16 protein-coding genes are annotated in these 21,954 nt (G+C 66.2%); 5 read left to right on the plus strand and 11 right to left on the minus strand.

Annotated features, from left to right (window positions below; translation table 11 throughout):
* Positions 1-114 precede the first annotated feature (114 nt).
* From ASG43_RS12380 to ASG43_RS12405, 6 genes are all read right to left on the minus strand, one after another.
* Positions 115-540 carry an SUF system Fe-S cluster assembly protein gene (locus ASG43_RS12380; RefSeq protein ID WP_082490889.1) on the minus strand — a complete coding sequence of 142 codons (426 nt, stop codon included), beginning with the start codon at positions 538-540 and terminating at the stop codon, positions 115-117.
* Between the two features lie 12 nt (positions 541-552).
* Entirely contained in the window at positions 553-1,797 is a 1,245-nt protein-coding gene (locus tag ASG43_RS12385) for a cysteine desulfurase (protein WP_056505204.1), read from the minus strand.
* 43 nt (positions 1,798-1,840) lie between these two features.
* Positions 1,841-3,088: a Fe-S cluster assembly protein SufD gene (gene sufD / locus ASG43_RS12390; protein ID WP_056505207.1), complete on the minus strand. Its 1,248-nt coding sequence runs from the start codon at positions 3,086-3,088 to the stop codon at positions 1,841-1,843.
* Between the two features lies 1 nt (position 3,089).
* Positions 3,090-3,845, minus strand: a complete 756-nt coding sequence (gene sufC / locus ASG43_RS12395) for a Fe-S cluster assembly ATPase SufC (RefSeq protein ID WP_056505209.1) — start codon at positions 3,843-3,845, stop codon at positions 3,090-3,092.
* Positions 3,846-3,921: 76 nt separating this feature from the next.
* Complete coding sequence (sufB, locus tag ASG43_RS12400) at positions 3,922-5,454, minus strand: Fe-S cluster assembly protein SufB (protein ID WP_056505212.1); 1,533 nt, start codon at positions 5,452-5,454, stop codon at positions 3,922-3,924.
* Positions 5,455-5,598: 144 nt separating this feature from the next.
* Positions 5,599-6,786, minus strand: coding sequence for an aminotransferase class V-fold PLP-dependent enzyme (locus ASG43_RS12405; RefSeq protein WP_056505215.1), 1,188 nt, complete (start codon positions 6,784-6,786; stop codon positions 5,599-5,601).
* 215 nt (positions 6,787-7,001) lie between these two features.
* Here ASG43_RS12405 and ASG43_RS12410 point away from each other — a divergent pair, with 215 nt between their 5' ends.
* On the plus strand, positions 7,002-7,676 hold the full coding sequence (locus tag ASG43_RS12410; RefSeq protein WP_056505217.1) for an alpha/beta hydrolase: 675 nt from the start codon (positions 7,002-7,004) through the stop codon (positions 7,674-7,676).
* A gap of 4 nt (positions 7,677-7,680) precedes the next feature.
* Here the strand turns inward: ASG43_RS12410 and ASG43_RS12415 are convergent, their stop codons facing one another.
* Complete coding sequence (locus ASG43_RS12415; protein ID WP_156386669.1) at positions 7,681-8,805, minus strand: anhydro-N-acetylmuramic acid kinase; 1,125 nt, start codon at positions 8,803-8,805, stop codon at positions 7,681-7,683.
* A gap of 142 nt (positions 8,806-8,947) precedes the next feature.
* Here ASG43_RS12415 and tyrS point away from each other — a divergent pair, with 142 nt between their 5' ends.
* On the plus strand, positions 8,948-10,204 hold the full coding sequence (gene tyrS / locus ASG43_RS12420; RefSeq protein ID WP_056505221.1) for a tyrosine--tRNA ligase: 1,257 nt from the start codon (positions 8,948-8,950) through the stop codon (positions 10,202-10,204).
* Between the two features lie 39 nt (positions 10,205-10,243).
* Here tyrS and ASG43_RS12425 read toward each other — a convergent pair whose 3' ends face one another.
* A complete protein-coding gene (locus ASG43_RS12425; protein ID WP_056505226.1) occupies positions 10,244-13,552 on the minus strand; it encodes a hypothetical protein in 3,309 nt (1,102 codons plus the stop codon).
* A gap of 265 nt (positions 13,553-13,817) precedes the next feature.
* Between ASG43_RS12425 and ASG43_RS12430 the strand changes: the two genes are divergently transcribed.
* From ASG43_RS12430 to ASG43_RS12440, 3 genes are all read left to right on the plus strand, one after another.
* Complete coding sequence (locus ASG43_RS12430; protein ID WP_082490865.1) at positions 13,818-14,297, plus strand: peroxiredoxin; 480 nt, start codon at positions 13,818-13,820, stop codon at positions 14,295-14,297.
* Positions 14,297-15,127 carry a ferritin-like domain-containing protein gene (locus tag ASG43_RS12435; protein WP_056505229.1) on the plus strand — a complete coding sequence of 277 codons (831 nt, stop codon included), beginning with the start codon at positions 14,297-14,299 and terminating at the stop codon, positions 15,125-15,127. The genes ASG43_RS12430 and ASG43_RS12435 overlap by 1 nt, the downstream gene beginning before the upstream one ends.
* A 100-nt stretch (positions 15,128-15,227) precedes the next feature.
* On the plus strand, positions 15,228-16,520 hold the full coding sequence (locus ASG43_RS12440) for a M23 family metallopeptidase (protein WP_056505231.1): 1,293 nt from the start codon (positions 15,228-15,230) through the stop codon (positions 16,518-16,520).
* 24 nt (positions 16,521-16,544) lie between these two features.
* Here ASG43_RS12440 and prfB read toward each other — a convergent pair.
* From prfB to ASG43_RS12455, 3 genes are all read right to left on the minus strand, one after another.
* Positions 16,545-17,673, minus strand: a protein-coding gene (gene prfB / locus ASG43_RS12445; protein WP_156386670.1) for a peptide chain release factor 2 whose coding sequence is annotated in 2 segments (ribosomal slippage) — positions 16,545-17,603 and positions 17,605-17,673 — 1,128 coding nt in all. Because the reading frame shifts where the segments join, the coding sequence is not laid out codon by codon here.
* 112 nt (positions 17,674-17,785) lie between these two features.
* Positions 17,786-20,218 carry a penicillin-binding protein 1A gene (locus ASG43_RS12450; RefSeq protein ID WP_056505237.1) on the minus strand — a complete coding sequence of 811 codons (2,433 nt, stop codon included), beginning with the start codon at positions 20,216-20,218 and terminating at the stop codon, positions 17,786-17,788.
* Between the two features lie 220 nt (positions 20,219-20,438).
* A complete protein-coding gene (locus ASG43_RS12455) occupies positions 20,439-21,647 on the minus strand; it encodes an N-acetylmuramoyl-L-alanine amidase (RefSeq protein ID WP_244488082.1) in 1,209 nt (402 codons plus the stop codon).
* Between the last annotated feature and the right edge of the window lie 307 nt (positions 21,648-21,954).

Here is a 21,954-nt window from a genome sequence, read left to right on the forward strand (position 1 = left end):
CAGGCGCTCCTTTCGACTCTTAAGTCGTCAACGTGGCCCCTGCGATGGCCATCCGCAAGTCGCAAGCGGCGGGCCGCCTGAAATGGCGGTCGCCAACCATGCCCGGCGCAAGGTTCAGAACCAGCCGACGGCGACCTGCGCTTCCTCGCTCATGCGATCGGGTGTCCAAGGCGGGTCGAAGACGAGATTGACCTTGGCATGCGAAACACCTTCGACCGAGGACACGGCATTCTCCACCCAGATCGGCATTTCGCCGGCCACCGGACAACCCGGTGCCGTCAGCGTCATCTCGATCGCGACGCTTCGATCATCCTCGATGTCGATCTTATAGATCAGACCGAGTTCGTAGATGTCGGCGGGAATCTCAGGGTCGTAGACGGTCTTCAGCGCGGAGACGATGTCGTCGCTCATTCGCGCCAAGTCGTCGGCCGGAATGGCGGAAGTAGGCTTGTCGGCGCCGGCCAGCGCGATATTGGCGCCGGCCGTGTCGCTCACCACCGCTGCATCGGCTTCGTGTTTTACGTCAGCATCTTGCGTCATGGTTTTCATCTTTCAGGCGAAAAAACGCCTCGCCTTGTCCAGAGCTTCCGCCAGGATATCGATTTCCGCGACCGTGTTATAGAGGCCGAACGACGCTCGGCACGTCGACGTCGCGCCGAAACGCTTCAGAAGCGGCTGCGCGCAATGCGTGCCGGCGCGAACCGCGACCCCCTCGCGGTCGATGACCATCGCGACGTCGTGGGCGTGAATTCCTTCAAGGTCGAAAGACACGATGGCACCCTTGCCCGGCGCCCGACCATAGATCCGCAGCGAATTCACGGCACCCAACCGCTCATGCGCATAATCGCGCAGATGCTCTTCGTGGGCGGCGATCGCCGAACGGCCTAGATTTTCCATGTAGCGCAGCGATGCGGCAAGACCGATCGCCTGGACGATCTGTGGCGTACCCGCCTCGAACCGGTGGGGCGGCGCATTGTAGGTGACGTTGTCTTCCGTCACCTCGACGATCATCTCGCCTCCGCCATTGAACGGCTGCATCCGGGCCAGCATCTCTGCCTTCCCGTAGAGCACGCCGATGCCGGTCGGACCGTAGAGCTTGTGCCCGGTGACGACGTAGAAATCGCAGTCGAGGTCTCGCACGTCGACCGGCAGATGCACCGCGCCCTGGCTCCCGTCGACGAGGACGGGAATGCCGTGGGCGTGCGCGAGCGCGGTCACCGCCTTGACGGGCGTCACCGTGCCGAGGACGTTCGACATGTGCGTCATGGCGACGAGCTTGGTGCGCGGCGTGATGGCGCGCTCGAAGGCGTCGACGGAGATGGATCCGTCGTCCTCCACCGGCACGAAGACGAGCTTGGCGCCCTTGCGCTCGCGCAGGAAATGCCAGGGGACGATGTTGGAGTGGTGCTCCATGATCGTCAGGACGATCTCGTCGCCCTCTCCGATCTCCGGCATGCCGTAGCCATAGGCGACGAGGTTGATCGCCTCGGTCGCGGACGAGGTGAAGACGATCTCGTCGACACTGCCGGCATTCAAAAACCCACGCACGACATCGCGGGCGTTTTCATACTCTTCCGTCGCCTTGTTCGACAGGAAGTGGAGGCCACGGTGAACGTTGGCGTAGTCCTCCGAGTAGGCCTTGGCGATGGCGTCCAGCATGGCCTGCGGCTTCTGCGCGGAGGCGCCATTGTCGAGATAGACCAGCGGCTTCCCGTAGACCTGTTTCGACAGGATCGGGAAATCGCGACGAACGGCTTCGACGTCGTAGGCGGCCCGGATCGGGCTTTCTGCGTTCATGGCGTCATCCTTTCGGCCGGACGTGGAGGTCCGGCGGCGTCGATCAGCGATCCCGGTCCAGCCACGCGTCGATGCGCGCTTCGAGAGCTTCGATCGCGGCTTCGTGCTCGAGTTCCTCGACGACCTCGGCGACGAAGGCCTTCACCAGAAGGGCACGCGCCTCACGTTCCGGAATGCCGCGCGACATGAGGTAGAAGAGGTGGTTCGAGTCGATCTCGCCTGCCGTCGCGCCATGTCCGCACTGCACATCGTCGGCGAAGATCTCGAGTTCGGGCTTGGCCGAGAAGTCGCCCTCGTCGGAGAGAAGAAGCGTGTTGCAGGCCATGCGCGCATCGGTCTTCTGCGCGCCCTTGGAGACCTTGATCATCCCCTGGAACACGCCGTGACCGCCGGTCACGACATTGCGGAACGTCTCGGTGGAGGTCGTGTTGGCGACGGTGTGGTTCAACGTGGTGGTCACATCGATATGCTGACCGGCGCTGAGGAGATTGACGCCCCGCATCTGGATGTCGGCGCCCTCGCCGGCCGTCTCGGCGTGAACCTCCATGCGAACGAGTGCACCGCCCGCGTTCAGAACGAAGAGCCTGAAGCGCCCGTCCGCGCCGATGGAGACGTTCAGTTGCCCGAGATAGGTTTCCGCCTCGCCCTTGGCCTGATCGACGATCCACAGCACCTCCGCGCCATCGCCGATCACGAGATCGGAAATGCCGCAGGACAGAGTTCCGGCATGGCCGGCCGACAGACGCTCGACGATGGTCGCCTTGGCACCGGCGCCGATCGTGCAGCGTGCAAAACCGCGGGCGCCGGTCGAACCGGGCTCCGGGCGCAGCTCGATGGCGTGATCGACGTCGGCACCGGCATCGACCGAAATTTCCGTCGCCGTCGCGCCGAAGGCCGCGCCGATCAGCCGGACCGTGTCGAACTCGCGGTCGAGATGGTTGACGGGCTTGCGCCAGTCCGGCGTCGCGTTCGAACGCTGAAGGGACACGCCGGCGGGCGCGGCGGGAAGCGGAGCGCCCGCTGCGAGATCGACCACCGTGCTGCCGGGGAGAAGCGGCGCCAGGACCTCGGACACGGCGGCCGCCGAGCCGTCATTGGCCGGCACGCGTCCGATCAGCGAGCGGAAATCCGTGTAGTGCCAGGCTTCGATCCGGCGATGCGGCAGGCCTTCCCGACGCAGAAGCGCGATCGCCTCGCGCCGGGTGTCGTCGCCGGCGACGAGACCCGTCTCGGCACTCGCGATGACCGCTTCCTCGGCCGGCGTCAGGCGCCGCAGCTGGTGGACGCTCATCTCAGGCGGCCTCGCCGATGATCTGGCTGTAACCCTGGTCTTCCAACTGAAGCGCGAGTTCCTTGCCGCCGGTCTTGATGATCTGACCCTTGTAGAGGACGTGGACCGTGTCCGGCACGATGTGGTCGAGCAGGCGCTGGTAATGCGTGATGACGAGGAAGGCCCGGCTGTCGCTGCGCAGAGCGTTCACGCCATCCGAAACGATCCGCAACGCGTCGATGTCGAGGCCGCTGTCAGTCTCGTCCATGACGCAGAGCTTGGGCTCCAGAAGCGCCATTTGAAGGATCTCGGCGCGCTTCTTCTCGCCACCGGAAAAGCCGACATTCAACGGCCTCTTCAGCATGGCGGGATCGATCTTCAGGTCCGCCGCCGCGCTCTTCACGCGCCGCATGAAGTCGGGCGTCGTCAGCTCGCCCTCGCCCCGCGCCTTGCGCTGGGCGTTGAGAGCGGTCTTCAGGAAGGTCATCGTGGCGACGCCCGGGATCTCCAGCGGATACTGGAAGGCCAGGAACACGCCGGCAGCGGCCCGCTCCGCCGGATCCATCTCCAGGATGGACTCGCCGTTGTAGAGGATCTCGCCCTCGGTCACCTCGTAGTCCTCGCGACCCGCGAGGATATAGGACAGCGTCGACTTGCCGGACCCGTTCGGTCCCATGATCGCGGCGACTTCGCCGGCCCGAACCGACAGGTTCAGGCCGCGAAGGATCTCGGTGTCGGTGTCCGCGACGCGCGCGTGAAGGTTCTTGATTTCCAGCATGTCCGTTTTCTATCGGTCTTCGCCCGCAAACCGGGACGTCAAAGAGAAGTGAAGGAGCGCGACGACGCCTTAGTGGTCAGCCGACGCTGCCTTCCAGCGAAATTCCGATCAGCTTCTGCGCCTCGACGGCAAACTCCATCGGCAGCTGCTGGATCACGTCGCGCACGAAACCGTTGACGATCAGCGCGACCGCCTCCTCCTGCGGAATGCCCCGCTGCATGCAGTAGAAGAGCTGATCTTCTGAGATCTTGGACGTCGTCGCCTCGTGCTCGAACTGCGCCGTCGCGTTCTTCGCCTCGATGTAGGGCACGGTGTGCGCGCCGCACTCCTCGCCGATCAGGAGGCTGTCGCACTGGGTGAAATTGCGTGCGTTGGACGCCTTGCGGTTCGCCGTCACCTGTCCGCGATAGGTGTTGTTCGAGCGACCGGCGGAAATGCCCTTGGAGATGATGCGGCTCGACGTGTTCTTGCCGAGATGGATCATCTTCGTGCCGCTGTCGACCTGCTGGCGGCCATTCGAGACGGCGATCGAATAGAACTCGCCCCGCGAATTGTCGCCGCGCAGGATGCAGGACGGGTACTTCCAGGTGATGGCCGAGCCGGTCTCCACCTGCGTCCAGGAAATCTTCGAATTCTTGCCGCGGCAATCGCCGCGCTTGGTCACGAAGTTGTAGATGCCGCCCTTACCGTCCTTGTCGCCGGGATACCAATTCTGAACGGTCGAGTACTTGATCTCGGCATCGTCGAGCGCGATCAACTCGACCACGGCCGCATGAAGCTGATTCTCGTCGCGCTGCGGAGCCGTGCAGCCTTCGAGATAAGAGACGTAGGCGCCCTTGTCCGCGATGATCAGGGTGCGCTCGAACTGCCCGGTGTTCTTCTCGTTGATCCGGAAATAGGTCGACAACTCCATCGGGCAGCGGACGCCCGGCGGAACGTAGACGAAGGATCCGTCGGTGAAGACGGCCGAGTTCATCGTCGCGAAGAAGTTGTCCGAGACCGGGACCACGGTGCCCAGATACTGCTTGACGAGATCGGGATGCTCGCGGATCGCCTCGGAGATCGGCATGAAGAGGACGCCGGCCTTCTTCAACTCGGCCTGGAACGTCGTTGCGACGGAGACCGAATCGAAGACCGCGTCCACGGCCACGCGCCGGTCCGAGGTCGGCACGACGTCCCCGTTCTCATCGTAATGGAGCGGAGCCGGAATGTCGGTCGGCTTGACGACGCCCGCCAGAATCTCCTGCTCGCGCAAGGGGATGCCGAGCTTCTCGTAGGTGCGCAGGAGTTCGGGATCGACCTCGTCCAGCGAGGCCGGACCGCTCATCGATTTGGGAGCGGAGTAGTAGTGGATGTCCTGGTAGTCGATCGGCGGATAGTCGAGACGGGCCCAGGACGGGCTCTCCAGCGTCTTCCAGCGCGCGAACGCTTCCAGACGCCAATCCAGCATCCACTGCGGCTCGCCCTTCTTGGCCGATATGAAGGCGACCGTGGACTCGTCCAGCCCCTTCGGCGCGGTGTCCGACTCGATGATCGTCTCGAAGCCGTATTTGTATTGGTCGACATCGATGCGGCGGACCTGATCGATGGTTTCCTGGACTGCTGCCATGTCGTCTCTCCACACTCGCCGGAGTCAAGGTCCGGTGGTTGGTCGCATCCGGTGCTTCAAGCTACCTTGGATGCGCTCTAAGTGGGCTCATTCACTCCAAAAATGAAGGCCCGCTCCCCCGAAAAGGCCGGGGAAACATCGTATTCAAGCCGCTTTCGGGTCGATCCGCCGCATCGCCGTCCGTGTCGCCAGGTCGATCAAGGCATCCGCAGCGGCATCGATCTCGTCGATCGTCGTCTCGTAGCCGAAACTCAGGCGGATGGCACCCTTCGCGGCGACGATATCGCCGCCCGCCGCCTCGATGGCCGCCAGGACCGCGCTCGGACCGACCTTGCCCGACGAGCAGGCGGATCCGGCGGACACGGCGATTCCTTTCAGATCAAGAGCAATCTGCGCCGTCTCGGCCGGCAATCCCGCGATCGTCGCCAGAACCGTGTTGGGCAGGCGATCCGCTTCCGACGCGACGATGGTGATACCACCCGCCTCGCCGAGACGCCGTTCGAGATGACGACGCAGCGAGAGGAGGCCGGCGGGGCCGCCGTCCGCGATCCGGCGCCGCGCCACGCGAGCCGCCGCGCCGAAGCTGGCGATCGCCGCCACGGCCTCCGTGCCCGATCGGCGGCCCTTCTCCTGGCCGCCGCCGGGAATGAGCGGCAGAGGCCGACGAGCGGGATCGCCGAGCACATAGGCGCCGACGCCCTGGAGGGCGCCCATCTTGTGACCCGACAGGAGCAAGGCGGCACAGCCGACCGACCTCATGTCGATGGGGATGCGGCCCGCGGCCTGAACCGCATCGACGACAAGACGCCCGGCTTTGGCGAACCGGCGGATTTCGGGCATTGCGGGATCGCCGAGAACACCCGTCTCGCTGTTGGCGAGCGTCACGGCGAGGAGCGGAAGGTCGTCGTCGTCCCGGTCGGCGGAGAGTTCGCGGAGCGCGGACCGATCGAGACCACCCTCCGCCGTCAGCGGCAGATGCGTGACACGACCGGGAAAGAGACGTCCGGCCCGGATGAGGCAGGCATGGTCGCCCGCGCCGACGGCGAGATCGGCGATCGCCATCTCGCGATCGCCCGTCATCCAGAGAGGCGCAAGGCATGTCGCGGCGGCTTCGCTGGCGCCCGACGTGAACACGACGCATTCGGGTTCGGCGCCGACCAGCGCCGCAACCTCGGCCCGTGCCCGCTCGACGATGGCGCGCGCGCGGCGTCCCTCGGTGTGGACGGAGGACGGATTTCCCGTCCCGTCCAGCGCGTCCAGCATGGCCTCCCGCGCTTCGGGAAGAAGCGGCGCACCGGCATTGTGGTCGAGAAAGGATCGGCGGGTCGGCACGGCGTTCGTCCTGTCCTTCGATCGGCGGAGGCCGCAAGGTCTGGCGCTGAAAGGATAAGCTCCCAAATTTCTTGAAAGCCGCACGCCTTCTAGACTACATAGCGCCTTCGGTGGAAGCGTGTAGTTTTGAACCGTTCTAAACTAGAACCTACGAGCCCGCGTGTTCTGCGTCAAGCCGCGCTGCCCGCGCGCCTGCTGCCGCATAGGATTTGCTCATGCCCGAAGTCATCTTCAACGGTCCCGCCGGTCGCCTCGAAGGGCGTTATCAGGCGGGCAAGGAGAAGAATGCGCCGATCGCCATCGTGCTGCATCCCCATCCCCGCTTCGGCGGGACGATGAACAATCAGATCGTCTACCAGCTGTTCTACATGTTCGTGGAGCGCGGCTTCACGACGCTGCGCTTCAACTTTCGCGGCATCGGCCGCAGCCAGGGCGAGTTCGACCATGGGTCGGGCGAGCTTTCGGACGCCGCCGCCGCGCTCGACTGGGTGCAGAGCCTCCATCCCGATTCGAAGCATTGCTGGGTCGCCGGCTATTCCTTCGGATCCTGGATCGGCATGCAGCTTCTGATGCGGCGCCCGGAGATCGAGGGCTTCATCTCGATTTCCCCGCAACCGAACTCCTACGATTTCTCCTTCCTCGCGCCCTGTCCCTCGTCCGGCCTCATCATCCACGGCGACAAGGACAAGGTCGCACCGCCGAAGGACGTGCAGGGCCTCGTCGACAAGCTGAAGACGCAGAAGGGCATCCTGATCACGCAGAAGACGCTGGCCGGCGCCAACCACTTCTACACCGAGCATTCCGAGGAGCTGATGTCGGAATGCACGGATTATCTCGACCGCCGCCTCGCCGGCGAACTCGTCGACATCCGGCCCAAGCGCCTTCGCTGACCGGTCAGGGGGCGGCGACGACGCCCCCTTGCAGGGCACGGGCGACGCCGGTCGTGGTCGGGAAGGTCAGCGGCAGACCTTTCATCGAGCGCACGGCGAGATAGGCCCAGGCTTCCGCTTCCATCGCGTCGCCGTCGAGACCCACCGCTTCGGCCGCGACGACGCGAGCGCCCGTGCGGGCCGCGCCGGCGGCGAGGTCGTCCATGATGGCGGGATGCTTCCGGCCGCCGCCGCAGACGATCCAGAGCTTCGGCGGTTTCGGCATGTGCTCCGCGGACCGCAGGATCGCTTCGGCGGCGACGAAGCAGAGCGTGCGCGCGACATCCTCCAGAGTGCCTGCGCCGGGTCCCGGCACCGCGAAATCGAAGCGATCCAAAGATTTCGGCGCCGCCCGCGCGAAGAAGGGCGCCGCCAGATAGGTGTCCGCCAACCGATCGAGCAGCCCGCCCTCGGCGGCGACCGCGCCCCCTTGGTCGAAGGGAATGCCCGCTTCGTTCTGCACCCAGAGATCGAGGAGCGCATTGCCCGGTCCGCTGTCGAAGGCGATCGGCTCGTCCGTTCCATCGATATAGGTGACGTTCGAGATGCCGCCGATGTTGACGAAGACGACCGGCGCCTGCCGAAACGCCTCGGGCAGTCCGGCTGCCAGCGCGGCGTGATAGGCCGGCACCAGCGGCGCGCCCTGCCCGCCGGCCGCGATGTCGGCGGCGCGCATGTCGAAGACGACGGGCCGACCGAGGGCGGCGGCCAATCGTGCTCCGTCGCCGAGCTGCACGGTGACGCGCTCGGCCGGACGGTGCAGGACGGTCTGTCCGTGAAAGCCGATCGCATCCACCGAGGCGAGATCGATGCCGTGGCTGGCCACGAAGCTGCGGACGGCGTCGACATGGCGGTCGGTGATCTCGCGCTCCAGCGCCGACAGATCCCCCGGCCGCTCCTCGCGCCGCCGGATGAGCTTGGCGGTTTCAAGCCCGGCTTCGAGCCGGCGGCGAAACGCGGCGTCGAGCGGAAAGGCCGAGGACGGGCCGCGCTCGACGAGCGAAACGCCGTCCGTTCGGAGCAACGCGACGTCGATCCCGTCCATGGAGGTACCGCTCATGAGGCCGATGGCTGTCGATAGCGTTGGCAAAGCTGGGCACACCCGCACTGGAGTTCTCGGCGATTGACGGATAAATCCGTCGGGACCGAGGGATAGATGCCTCCATCCTCCGCCTCAAGCACCGTCTTCCGCCGGCCTTTCCCGCACGGCCCGCCCAAGGACCCCATTCGACATGACCGGTTTCAAGTCCGATTTCCTCGCCACGCTGTCCGAGCGGGGCTTCATCCAGCAGACCTCGGACGATGCCGGGCTCGACAAGCTGTTCCAGACGCAGATCGTCACCGGCTATATCGGCTTCGATCCGACGGCGAAGAGCCTGCATGTCGGCTCGCTGATGCAGATCATGATGCTGCACTGGATGCAGCAGACCGGCCATCGGCCGATCGCCCTGATGGGCGGCGGCACCGGCATGATCGGCGATCCCTCCTTCAAGGACGAGGCGCGCAAGCTGCAGACGGTCGCCGATATCGCCGACAATCTCGCCGGCATCCGCCGCTCCTTCGCGCAATATCTGCGCTTCGGCGACGGGCCGACGGATGCGCTGATGGTCGACAATGCGGACTGGCTGCTGGAACTGAACTATGTCGCGTTCCTGCGCGATGTCGGCCGGCATTTCTCGGTCAACCGCATGCTCTCCTTCGATTCGGTCAAGCTCCGGCTCGACCGCGAGCAATCGTTGTCCTTACTCGAATTCAACTACATGATCCTGCAGGCCTACGACTTCACGGAGCTGTACCGGCGCACGGGCTGCCAGCTTCAGATGGGCGGATCGGACCAGTGGGGCAACATCGTCAACGGCATCGATCTCGGCCGGCGCATGGACGGCGCCGATCTCTATGCCCTGACCTCGCCGCTGCTCACCACCTCGTCCGGCGCCAAGATGGGCAAGACCGCGTCCGGGGCGATCTGGCTGAACGCCGACATGCTGAGCGTCTATGACTTCTGGCAGTACTGGCGGAACACCGAGGACGCCGATGTCGGTCGCTTCCTCAAGCTTTACACGACGCTCCCGATGGACGAGATCGCGCGGCTGGAAGCGCTCGGCGGCTCCGAGATCAACGAGGCGAAGAAGGTGCTCGCGGGCGCCGTCACCGGCTTGCTCCACGGTGCCGAGGCCGCGGCGCTCGCCGCCGACACGGCGCGGCAGACTTTCGAGGAGGGGCAGGTCTCCGCCAGCCTTCCCACGATCGACGTGCCCGTCGCCGATCTGGAAGCCGGAATCGGCATCCTGTCGCTTTGCGTGACGGCGGGACTCGCCGCATCGAACGGAGAGGCTCGCCGGCACCTGAAGGGCGGTGCGATCCGGCTGAACGACCGCACCGTCGAAGACGAGCGCCTGACGGTCGGTTCCGGCGATCTTCTGGAGGGCGATGTCGTGAAGCTTTCGCTCGGCAAGAAGAAGCACATCCTCATCCGGCCTGCCGGCTGAGGATGCGCCGCGCCTCACCCTGCCGGGCCGAGACGCCCGTCAGGGACCGTAGGCGAAGATGTTGCGAAAGATGCCGGGGGCGATGGCCGAGATCGGATTGACCTCCAGCTTCGGTGATTCGAAAGCGCCGGCCAAACGGTAGGTGATGCCGATCAGGCCGCCTTCGTTGCCGTTGCCGAGGATCTGACCAAGCACCGGAATCTTCCCGAACATGCCGTTCAGCCCGTAGGCGGGCATGAAGGAACCGGTGATGTCGATGCGGTTCTTGGCGTCGTAGACGGTGCCGGAAAAGCTCGAGCCGAAGACAGGGCCCCGGATGATTCCATCGGTGACGCGAAGACCGTCGCGGCCGTAGACGATGCCGGCGGAGGCATGGCTGAAATCGGCTCGTTCGGTCGTCAGGGGGGCGCCGACGGCCTGCGACAGGCTGGCCGAATTCGGGCCAGGCGCGGTGCCGACGAGGCGCGAGAGCCGCGGCTCGTCCACGAGCGTGAAGTTCTCGGCCGCGAAGGTGCCGGCGTAGCCTCCGTCGCTGGAGCCGAGCAGCCGAAGGGCCATGGCACCGCCCTCCATACGGCCGTAGATGCCGCCGAAATCGACGAGACGCCCGGCATCGGCGGCACGAACCTCGATCGACCGGTCCTTGCCGCGCGGCGAGACGTCGATGGCGAATCGCCCACCGCCGGCATCGACGCCGGCCATCGAGAGTGCCGCGATGGCGCCCGCGCTTCCGGCATAATTCAGCGAGACGTCGCGAAGCTCCTGCCCGCCGAATCCCGTAAGGCGCCCGATGGCGACCGCCGCGTCGAGCTGTCGGGCGGCCTTCGCCCGCCCCTTGGCCGCGCGCTCGCCGAGCGATGCGCGAAGATCCGCCAAAAACGGCCGGGCGTCGAACCGGTCGCCGGTCAGTTCGAAGCTGTAGCCGTTGTCCGCGCGCCGGACCTTCAGCTTCACGTCGTCGCCGGGGTTGAAGGCGACATCTGCAAGATCGGCCGAGACGAGACCCCCGGCATCGGCGACGACATTCCCGGAGGCGGCGAAACCCTCGCCCTTCAGTCGGACGCCGCGGAGCTTCGTGTCGCCGCTGCCCTGGAGAAGATCGAAGCTCAACTGGGCCGCGACGCCCTTGCCCTTGCGCCAGCCGATCACGGGGAGCGCGATCCCGGCACCCGAGAGGTCGACATCGGCTTCGAAACCCTCGGCCGGACCGCCCTTGGAGACCAGCCGCGCGGCGATGGGTCCGTCCAGCACGCCGCTCAGGGCGGGGACGCGGCGGGCCGCCTCCTCCCCGCTGAGCTCGACGTCCACGGACAGTCGACGCTCCACCGCCGGGTGCGGTCCGAAAGGCTGGCCGAAGCGAATCGTGGACGAAAGCCCGTCGACCTCGCCCTTGAGTTCGCCTTCGACGGCGCCGGGCACGATCGACAAGGGTCCGCTGAGACCGGTCAGCTTGCGTCCTTCGAAGGGCTTGGAGAGCGAAGCGTCCTTCAAGGCGACATCGACGGCGTAGCCTTTCAGCTCCTGCCCCTTCGGCACGTCGTCGCCGAGATGGAACTCGACGTCGGCCGTGACGGTCGCCGTTCCCGATACGTCGTCCGGCGCGACATCGATCGTGCGAAGGACGTCGAGCGGGGGGCGGGCGGCCACCGCCAGCAGTTCTTTCGCCTCTCCGGTCAAGCCGATGGCGAGCTTGAAGCCGACCTCGTGCGCGGCATCGGCCGGCGTGCGCACGAAGGTCGCCAGGCTCTGCGTCGCCGCGATCGAGGGCAGGCCCGCCACCTTCGCCCGGTCGATCCGGATCGTCGTGTCGCCGCCCAGGACCTCGATCCGCCCGGCGACGTCTTCCAGCTCCGCCATGGACTGGATCGTCGCCATGCCGATGCCGGCCACGTCGAGCGTCAGCCTCATCTCCTCGGGCGTCGGATGTTGGCGCGGCCGAAAGGCCTCGCCCAAGCGCGCCTTCGTCATGTTCAGCGCGAAGACGACATCCGAGGCGGCACCTGCATCGCGGATGTGCTCGAGAACCCAACGACGCGTGTTGGGCGCGAGATTGAAGGGCCAGAACGCCTTCACGTCCCGAGCCGAAACGCCCTCGCTGGCGAGCCGAACCTCGGTCATCGCGTCCGGCCCCGTGAGATCGACGCGGGCGTGGCCGGAAATCTCGCCGGAGGTGGTCTTGATCTCGATGGTCGGTACATCGAGGCGCAAGGGCGCAAGGGCGACTGTGCCTTCGAGCGCGACCGAGCCTGTCCGCGTCGCCTCGCCTGTGGCCGGCTGGCCGATGACCGAACGCAGATCTCCGACGTCGAAGCGGAGCGACAGAGAGCCGTCGTCGCGCAGGCCGACCTTGCCACCGAGCGTCATCGAAACGCCGTCGAAGACGACGAGGCCCGGCCGGAGAACGGCTTCCTTCGACCCTTCGCGATAGGCGAGGTCGAGCGACGCGCTGTCGAGTGCGGCATGGCCCCGCCCCGTCTGGACATCCCCCGACGCCGCGCCGAGCGACAGAACGACGGTGCGCGCCTCGTCGTCCGGTTCCGAGGTCACCGAGAGACGGCTGGACAGCTTCACATCGGAGGCGAAGGGGCGCTGGTCGAGACGGTCGTCGGAGGGAGCCGGCGGGACGATGCGACCGATATCCAGCGGTCCGAGCGACAGGCGAAGATCGGCAAGGCGCTTGGCGGCGGCATCGAAGCTCGCATCGCCGTCGAGCGCGAGAGCGATGTCGTCGACGCCGAAACGGGCCGACAATCGCATGTTCTCGTTGTCGGACACGTCCAACGCGGCTTCGTCGACGCGCGCCACGAACGGTCCGCCATCCTGCGCGAGCGGAGCCAGAACCGTGATGTCGGAGAGCTCGACCCGGTCGAGGCCCGACCGGGCGACCGCGTCGAGCCGCTGGTCGACGAGTTTCAGTACGGCATCGATGCTGCCGGGGCCCTCGTTGCGCGGTCCGTCGAACAGCTGGCCGCGCGTGAGGTCGATCGTCGCACCCGACATGGAAAGGCTGCGGATCGCCAATCGGCCCGACAGGAGAGCGAGCGGGCGGAGCCCGACCGTCAGCCGCGCGACCTTCGTCGCGCCGAGCCCCGTCCCTGTTTCCGCCAGTCGAATGTCGCGCCAACGGATCTCGATCGTTCCGGTCGAACCGATGCCGAAGGACTGGCGTCCGAGTTCCGCGGTGAAACCGGTGCCGAGAAGCCGCGTGGCGATGGCTTCGGACCGCTGGCGCAGCGCGTCTCGACCGGCACCTGTTCCCATGGCGAGGAACAGGAGCGCGCCGACGATGAGGACGATCGTGAGCGCGCGGCTCGCCAACCCTGCCAGAAGCCGGACGACGTGCTTCATGCGTGAGGGCCGGTCGGCATGGAGTTCAGGCCGTCGGCACGATGTGCGCGATCGAGCGTCTGCCGCTCACTCCCTTGCATCATGCCATCAACGCTCCCTCGACGAAACGGCCGTCACCCTCACCCTGCAGGAGGGCCTTCGGCCCGCTTTGAAGGGTGGTCGCCAAGACCTGGTTATGGCGCTATCTCACGGCTCTCGCGCGGCCAAAAGCCCCCCGCCGCGTGGCTCGTTCCATTCCAGTTCAATTGGCCGAAAGGAAGGCGTCATGTCCATGCTCCAAGAGGGTGCCTCCTGTCCCGATTTCGCGCTTCCCGACGACCGCGGAGAGACCGTGACGCGAGACGCGCTCGCCGGTCGCCCCTACGTCCTCTATTTCTATCCCAAGGACGACACGTCCGGCTGCACGCAGGAAGCGATCGACTTCACCCGTCTTGCTCCCGACTTCGCAGCGCTCGACATTCCGGTCTTCGGCGTCTCGCCCGATCCCGTCAAGAAGCACGGAAAGTTCCGCGACAAGCACGAGCTCGCCGTGCGGCTCCTGTCCGACGAGGACAAGGTTCTGCTCTCGGCCTTCGGCGTCTGGGTGGAAAAGAGCATGTACGGGCGCAGCTACATGGGCGTCGAGCGCACCACGGCGCTGGTCGGGTCGGATGGCCGCATCGCCAAGCTCTGGCCGAAGGTCAAGGTTCCAGGCCATGCCGACGCGGTTCTCTCGGCCGCGCGCGACCTTCCCAAGGCATCGTGATGCCGGTGGCGGACGACATCGCGATCGGCAGCCTGCGGGAGGGCGCCATTCGCGCGCTCTCGGCCGCCGATCTCGGCGACAAGGTCGCGATCACGCAGGCGGTCGGCCGACGCTGGTTCGAACGCCGGCTCGGGCTCCATTCGCCCGGTGATCCCGGACTGCCGTCCCGGCCGGGGCGACCGGTCAAGCCGGATCTCGTCTCGCCGCGAACGGTGAAGCGGCGCTCGGTCCACACCGAAGCCGGACGGATCGCCTTGATCCACGCGCTGGCACATATCGAATTGAACGCGATCGATCTGGCGCTGGACATCGTGGCCCGCTTCACGACGGAGCGCGTGCCGCGGTCCTTCTTCGACGGCTGGATGACGGTCGCGATGGAGGAGGCCAAGCATTTCGGACTTCTGTCCGATCGCCTCGAATCGCTCGGCTCCCATTACGGAGCCTTGCCAGCCCATGGCGGCCTCTGGCAGGCGGTCGAGGTGACCGCGCACGATCTCGGTGCGCGCCTCGCCATCGTGCCGCTGATCCTCGAGGCGCGCGGGCTCGACGTGACGCCCTCGCTGCTCGAAAAGCTCGAGGCGACCGGAGACGGCGAAACAGCTGCGATCCTGACGATCATCTACAACGACGAGAAGAAGCACGTTGCGATCGGCGCCAAGTGGTTCCGTTTTCTCTGCGCGCGCGAAGGCCGCAATCCCGCCGACCGGTTCCAGGAGCTCGTCCGGCAGTGTTTCCGGGGAGACGTGAAGCCGCCTTTCAACGACCGGGCGCGCGCCGAGGCCGGGCTGACGCCAACCTTTTACCGTGCGCTGTCGCCGCTCTCGAGCTGACGTCTTTCGACCTGACAGAAAGCTTTGGTTAACCTTAACGAGGTGTAGTCGCGCAAGGAACCGGCACCTCCCGTGCCGCCTGCCCCACTCGGATGCGCGCATGAGTTCGGTCCAGCATCACGGCACCTTCGGCCGTCCGACCCTGCCCCACACCGTCGTCATCGCCCGCGGCGAGACGATCCGTCACTTCACCGTGCGGCCCGTAGCGCTGGCCCTGGCGACGGCCTTCGCCTCCGCGGTCACGATCGGTACGTTCGGATCGGCCGCCTATCTCGTCCTGCACGAGGACCTTGCCAGCGCCGGCGTCGCGCGCCAGGCGCGACTGGCGCAGGCCTACGAGGACCGGATCGCCACGCTCCGCTCGCAGCTCGACCGCACGGTGAGCCGCCAGCTGCTCGACCGCGAGAAGGTGGAGACGAAGGTCGCCGTCCTCCTCGACCAGCAGGTCGAACTCGAAGCACGCTACGACCGGCTGGAGCCGCTCCTCGATCGCGCGCGATCGAGCGGCCTAATCCCGGCGCCGGTGCCGGTGCCGGAACCAAGCCCTCTCGCCTCTTCGATGTCCGAGCGCGACAGCGCCGCTCTCGCCTTCGCCGGCGACGGCGACGCGCGCGCCCTGGAACGCTTCCATCTCGTCGATCGTCTCGCGCCGGGCAAAGCCGCCGCGCCCCTTCCCGGCGCGAAGCAGGCGATATCGCCGGATCTTCTGCGCAAGATCGGCGAAGCGGTGGAATCGCACGAAGCCAAGCAGATCGAAAATCTCGACGCTCTTTCGGACGTCGCACGCAGCAAGGCGGACGGCATGGCCGGGGCGCTTCGCTCCGAGGGCATCTCCGTGCCGCTTCCCGATATTCCCCAAACCGCCGGCGAGGGCGGACCGTTCGTGCCGGTTCCCGAAAGCCTGCGCTTCGAAGCGGGCTGCGATGAACTGGAAGCCGCTCTTGCCCGTCTGGATGCGGTGAAGACCGGCATTCGTCACCTCCCGCTGGAACGGCCCGTCGCGACGAACGCCATCAGCTCGACCTTCGGCGTCCGGTCCGATCCCTTCCTCGGCCGCGCCGCGATGCACACGGGCATCGACTTCATCGCTCAAACCGGCACGCGCGTCGCGACGACCGCGCCCGGGACGGTCGTGTCGGCCGGCTGGAACGGCGGCTACGGACAGATGGTGGAGGTCGACCACGGCCAAGGCTACGCGACGCGCTACGCGCATCTGTCGCGGATTGTCGTCTCGGTCGGCGACAAGCTCGGGGTCGGCGGCATTGTCGGCGAGGTCGGATCGACGGGCCGCAGCACGGGCGCGCATCTGCACTACGAGGTGCGCCACAGCGGCAATGCGATCGACCCCGCGGGCTATCTGCGCGCGGGGTCGAAGATCGACCGGCTGGGCTGATCCGCCGAGCCGGTCGAAAAGCCGTCAGTCGACGTCGCTGACGTCGACGTCGCCGCCATGCACGCGATGGGCGAGCGCGGCTTCCATGAAAAGATCGATCTTCCCGTCGAGGACGTCGCTCGGCGCCGTGCTCTGCACGCCGGTTCGCAGGTCCTTGACCATCTGATAGGGCTGCAGGACGTAGGACCGGATCTGGTGGCCCCAGCCGATATCGGTCTTCGACGCGGCTTCGGCGTTGGCCGCCTCCTCCCGCTTCTGAAGTTCGGCTTCGTAGAGACGTGCGCGCAGCATGTCCCAGGCGATCGCCCGGTTCTGGTGCTGGGAGCGTCCCTGCTGGCACGCCACCGCGATGCCGGTCGGAATGTGCGTGATGCGCACCGCCGAGTCCGTGGTGTTGACGTGCTGACCGCCGGCGCCGGACGAGCGATAGGTGTCGATCCGGCAGTCGGACTCGTTGATCACGATGTTGATCGTGTCGTCAACGACCGGATAGACCCAGACCGAGGCGAAGGACGTGTGGCGCTTGGCCTGGCTGTCGTAGGGCGAGATGCGGACCAGCCGATGAACGCCCGATTCGGTCTTCATCCAGCCATAGGCATTGCGGCCCTTGAACAGCAGCGTCGCGGACTTGATGCCCGCTTCTTCACCCGCATGCTGCTCGAGAAGCTCGACCTTATAGCCGGAGCGCTCCGCCCAGCGCATGTACATGCGCAGCAGCATCGACGCCCAGTCCTGGCTCTCCGTGCCGCCCGCGCCCGAATGCACCTCGACATACGTGTCGAAGCCATCCGCTTCGCCGGACAGGAGCATCTCGATCGAACGCTTGTCGACATCGGCCTTGATGGCGCGGATGGCTTGCTCGGCCTCCTCGACAATGGCCGGATCGCCCTCCTCCTCGCCCATGGCGATGAGCTCGACATTGTCCGCGATGCCCTGTTCGAGCGCGCGAATCCCGTCGATGGAGCTCTCCAGATACTGGCGCTCGCGCATCTGCTTCTGCGCTTCGGCGGCGTCGTTCCAGAAGTTCGGGTCCTCGGATTTGGCGTTGAGGACCTGCAGTCGTTTCAGGGAAGCATCCCAGTCAAAGATGCCTCCTCAGCAGGCTTACGGCCTGCTTGATTTCGTCGACCATGGATTCGATCTCGGCACGCATGCCGCTACCCCGCGTGAATGAGTTGGGAACGGGGGGTACTTAAGTGCGGCGTCCACGCCTGTAAAGCGAAGGCTTTCGATGTGTCCGGCCGGCGACGGGTTTCGACCGGGGCTCAGAAGAGGCCGCCGGCCCCCTGGACGATCGCCTGCTCGGCTTCTTGCGAGATGGCGGCCGGCGGCGCGGAGGCGACGTCATCGTTGCCGATGATCGAGTAGCTGTCCGCGGGGCCGGTGCCGGGCTTGAAGGCCTCGATGATCGTGCCGTTGCCCTTGGCGGCCATGCCGGTCTTCCGGTCGATCGAGATCTGGGTCATGCCCTCCGGCACGCGGAAATCGACGGGCGGCTTGCCTGCGAGCGCGACCTTCATGAATTCGGTGAAGATCGGCGCCGCCAGTCCGCCGCCGGTCTGACCCTTTCCGAGCGGCTGCGGATTGTCGTAGCCGATGTAGAGACCGGTCACGAGGTCCGGCGTATAGCCGACGAACCAGGCGTCCTTCTCGTCGTTGGTCGTGCCGGTCTTGCCGGCGACGGGCACGCCGAGCTCCTTGACGCTCATCGCCGTGCCCCGCTGGACGACGCCTTCCATCATGGAGGTGATCTGATAGGCGGTCATCGGATCGAGCACCTGCTCGCGGTCGTCGACGAGTTCGGGCTCGGACTGATCGCTCCACCCTTCCGCGTTGCAGGCGTCGCACTTGCGGTTGTCGTGCTTGTAGATCGTGCGGCCGTAGCGATCCTGGACGCGGTCGATCAACGAGGGCTCGATCGAGCGCCCGCCATTGGCCATGACCGAATAGGCCGAAACCATCCGCATGACGGTGGTCTCGCCGGATCCCAGAGACATCGGCAGATACTTGCCGAGCTTGTCGTAGACGCCGAACCGTTCGGCATATTCCGCGACGAGGCTCATGCCCATGTCCTTGGCGAGCCGGACCGTCATCAGGTTGCGGCTCTTCTCGATGCCCTGGCGCAGCGTCGAGGGCCCCGCCGAGCCGCCGCCGTAGTTCTTCGGCGACCAGACGCCGCCATTGCCGTCGGGGATCGAGATCGGACCGTCCATGATGACGGAGGCCGGGGTGTAGCCGTTGTCGAGCGCGGCTGCGTAGACGATCGGCTTGAAGGAGGAGCCGGGCTGGCGCATCGCCTGCGTCGCCCGGTTGAACTCGGACTGGGCATAGGAGAAGCCTCCGACGAGCGCGAGAACGCGGCCGGTGTGCGGGTCCATCGACACGAGCGCGCCCTGCACCTTCGGCGGCTGGCGGAGGCGATAGCCCGCGTCGGCCCGATCCTCGAGATAGACGACGTCGCCGCGCGAAAGAACCTGATCGACCGCCTTCACGGTGCCGGACCGACCCTCCATGTTGAGGCGCATCGCCCACTTCATGTCGGCGGTGGCGATGGAGACGATCTTGCGGTCGGCGCCGAGCCGTCCGCCGGCATCCTTCGTCGGCTGCAGACCGAGGCTCGCGCCACCGGGCTCTGCGGCGAGCACAACCGCGAGATGCCATTCCGGCACGTCGGCGAAGGCCGGGACTTTGCCGAGTTCCTGGCCCCAGTCGCTGCCAAGATCGATCCGCGTCACGGGACCCCGGAAGCCGCGGGCCTCGTCATATTTCAGGAGCCCATCGTGCAGGGCCGTGCGCGCCTCGACCTGAAGCTTGGGGTCGAGCGTTGAGCGGACCGAAAGGCCGCCCTCGTAAAGCGCCGTGTTTCCGTAGCGCGCGATGACCTCGCGCCGGACTTCCTCGGTGAAGTATTCGGCGGCGAAGAGATAGGTGCCGGACGGCTTGGGCTTGACGCCGAGCGGCTTGGCCTGCGCCTCGCTCGCCTCGGCGCGCGTGATGAACCCGTTGTCGGCCATCTGGTCGATGACCCAGTTGCGGCGTTCCATGGCGCGATCCGGACTGCGGAACGGATTGTAGTTCTCGGGCGCCTTCGGAAGGGCCGCGAGATAGGCCGCTTCCTGGATCTCCAACTCGTTCACCGACTTGTCGAAATAGGCGAGCGAAGCCGCCGCGACGCCATAGGATCCGAGGCCGAGATAGATCTCGTTCAGGTAGAGTTCGAGGATGCGGTCCTTGGAATAGGCGCGCTCGATGCGCAGCGAGAGAATCGCCTCCTTCACCTTGCGCTCGATCGACTGCTCGCGGGTCAGCAGGAAGTTCTTCGCAACCTGCTGCGTGATCGTCGACCCACCCTGGAGCCCGTCGCCCTTGGCCACCACCATGGCCGCGCGCGCCAGTCCCTGCAGGTCGATGCCGGGATGCTGGTAGAAATTCTTGTCCTCGGCGGCGAGATAGGCCTGCTTCAGACGCTGCGGAATCGCCTGGATCGGCAGGAACAGGCGCCGTTCCTTGGCGTATTCCGCCATCAGCGAGCCGTCGGATGCGTGAAGGCGGGTCGTCACCTTCGGCTCGTAGGTCGCCAGAACCTGATAGTCCGGCAGGTCCGCGCTGATCTCATGGACGTAGAGCGCGACCGCGCCGGCCACGATCAGAACGAGGACCGAGCCGATGCCGAAGAAGTAACCGAGCAACCTGATCATTCGCACTCCGTCCGCGACTTGGAACCCCGGCCGCCACAGCACGGGAACGCGATCGCCCCATCGGCAGCGCAACCCTCGTGCCACTACCGTCCGACGCCAGGTAAGCCCTTAAGCGTAGCGCGTTTCGTTTGCTGGAAAAATACGGCGGGGACGTGGCCCGAAACAGACCATGGGTCTCACTCGTCGCCGACCTGTGTCCAGCCGGCAACATCCTCGCAACTCACGGAGACATCGTGCCCGGCGAACGGGTGGAGAGAAACGCGAGGACCGCTCTCGAAATGGCCGACGTCGTGTCGTCCCGCCACTTCGACTGGAGGAGGAGCTTCTCGTCGTCGGCATTGGAGAGATAGCCGATTTCGACCAGGACCGAGGGAACGTCGGGCGCCATCAGGACGCGGAACCCGGCCGACCGCTTGGGATTCTTGATCAATCGGATCTTGTGCTCGCTGAAGGCGTCGACGAGTCCGGCCGCGAAGTGCTCGGAGAAGCTATCCGTCTCGCGGCGCGTCAGATCGACCAGGATGTCGAAGACCTCCGGCTTCCCCTGGCGCCATTCCGAACCTGCGAATCGATCGGCTGCATTTTCCGAATCGGCGATTTCCAGCGACAGCGAGTCCGACGCCTTCTCCGACAGCGTGTAGACGGTCGCACCCCTGATGTCGCGGTAGCGAATCGAGTCCGCGTGCATCGAGATGAAGAGGTCGGCCTTCGCGCGGCGCGCGATCTCCGAGCGTTCGGTGAGCGGGATGAACCGGTCGTCGTCGCGCGTGAGCAGCACGCGCACGTGGCTGTCCTTGGCCAGCGCGTCGCGGAGCGAGAGGGCGAAGGCAAGATTGATCTCCTTCTCCAGCGTTCCGGCCGGGCCCTTGGCGCCGGTGTCGACGCCGCCGTGGCCGGGATCGACGACGATGGTGAAGATGCCGGGCGCCGCCGGTTCGATGATCGGCGTCTCCCGCGCCGTCTGGATGCCGATGGACTGGCTGCCCGCGGCCTTCGCGAACGCGATCGGATCGGTTCGCTCCAACCGCAGCGTCAGCACGGTCCGGCCGTCCGCCGTCTTCGTTTCCGCGACGGGAAGCGCCAGCCGCTTCAGCGTCCAGACGATCCGGAAGCGATCCGGAGCGACGAGGCCCTGGCGCATCTCGGTGACCGCGGCGCCGTCGGCGGTGGAGGGAACGGCCGCGGCGGAGACGGTGTCGAGGAGATCGAGCGCCACGCGATCGGGATTGCGCAGGATGAGAAGGCGCGAACGCGGCTCGCCTCGAAACGTCAGCGTCGCCTCGAAGCGTCCGTTTCGAATGCCCTGCTCGAAGGCCGTCAGCACGGCGTCCCGTCCGCCCTCGTCGCCCCCCTCGGAGGCGGCCAGCGACGGCGACGGCAGAGCGACGAACAGGGCGAAGAGCATCGCGGCGAGGAGACTGATTCGCATCGAAATCCGGCAAAGGATGAGAAAAACGAGGATATGCCTGCCAGACAGGCGTTTGAGCCACCTGCCGCAGGGCGAACACTTGTGTAACGGCGTCGCGCATCATAAAAGCAGAAGTGAGGCTGGAAAGACTCGAAAGCCCGATGTCTTTTCCAGCCCGAGGCGCCGCAGGATCGACGACCGACGTTCGGACCCGATCCCTTGTGGCAGCATTCTGAGGTCCCGTGATCGTGGGGCCGGTTTCCGGTCTCAGATCAACGGATGGGGTCGCATCGGACCAGTTCCGTGCGTCACGCTTCAAGTGCCGTCG

Origin of the sequence: Aureimonas sp. Leaf454 (genome assembly GCF_001424685.1) — a bacterium.
Lineage (GTDB): Bacteria > Pseudomonadota > Alphaproteobacteria > Rhizobiales > Rhizobiaceae > Plantimonas.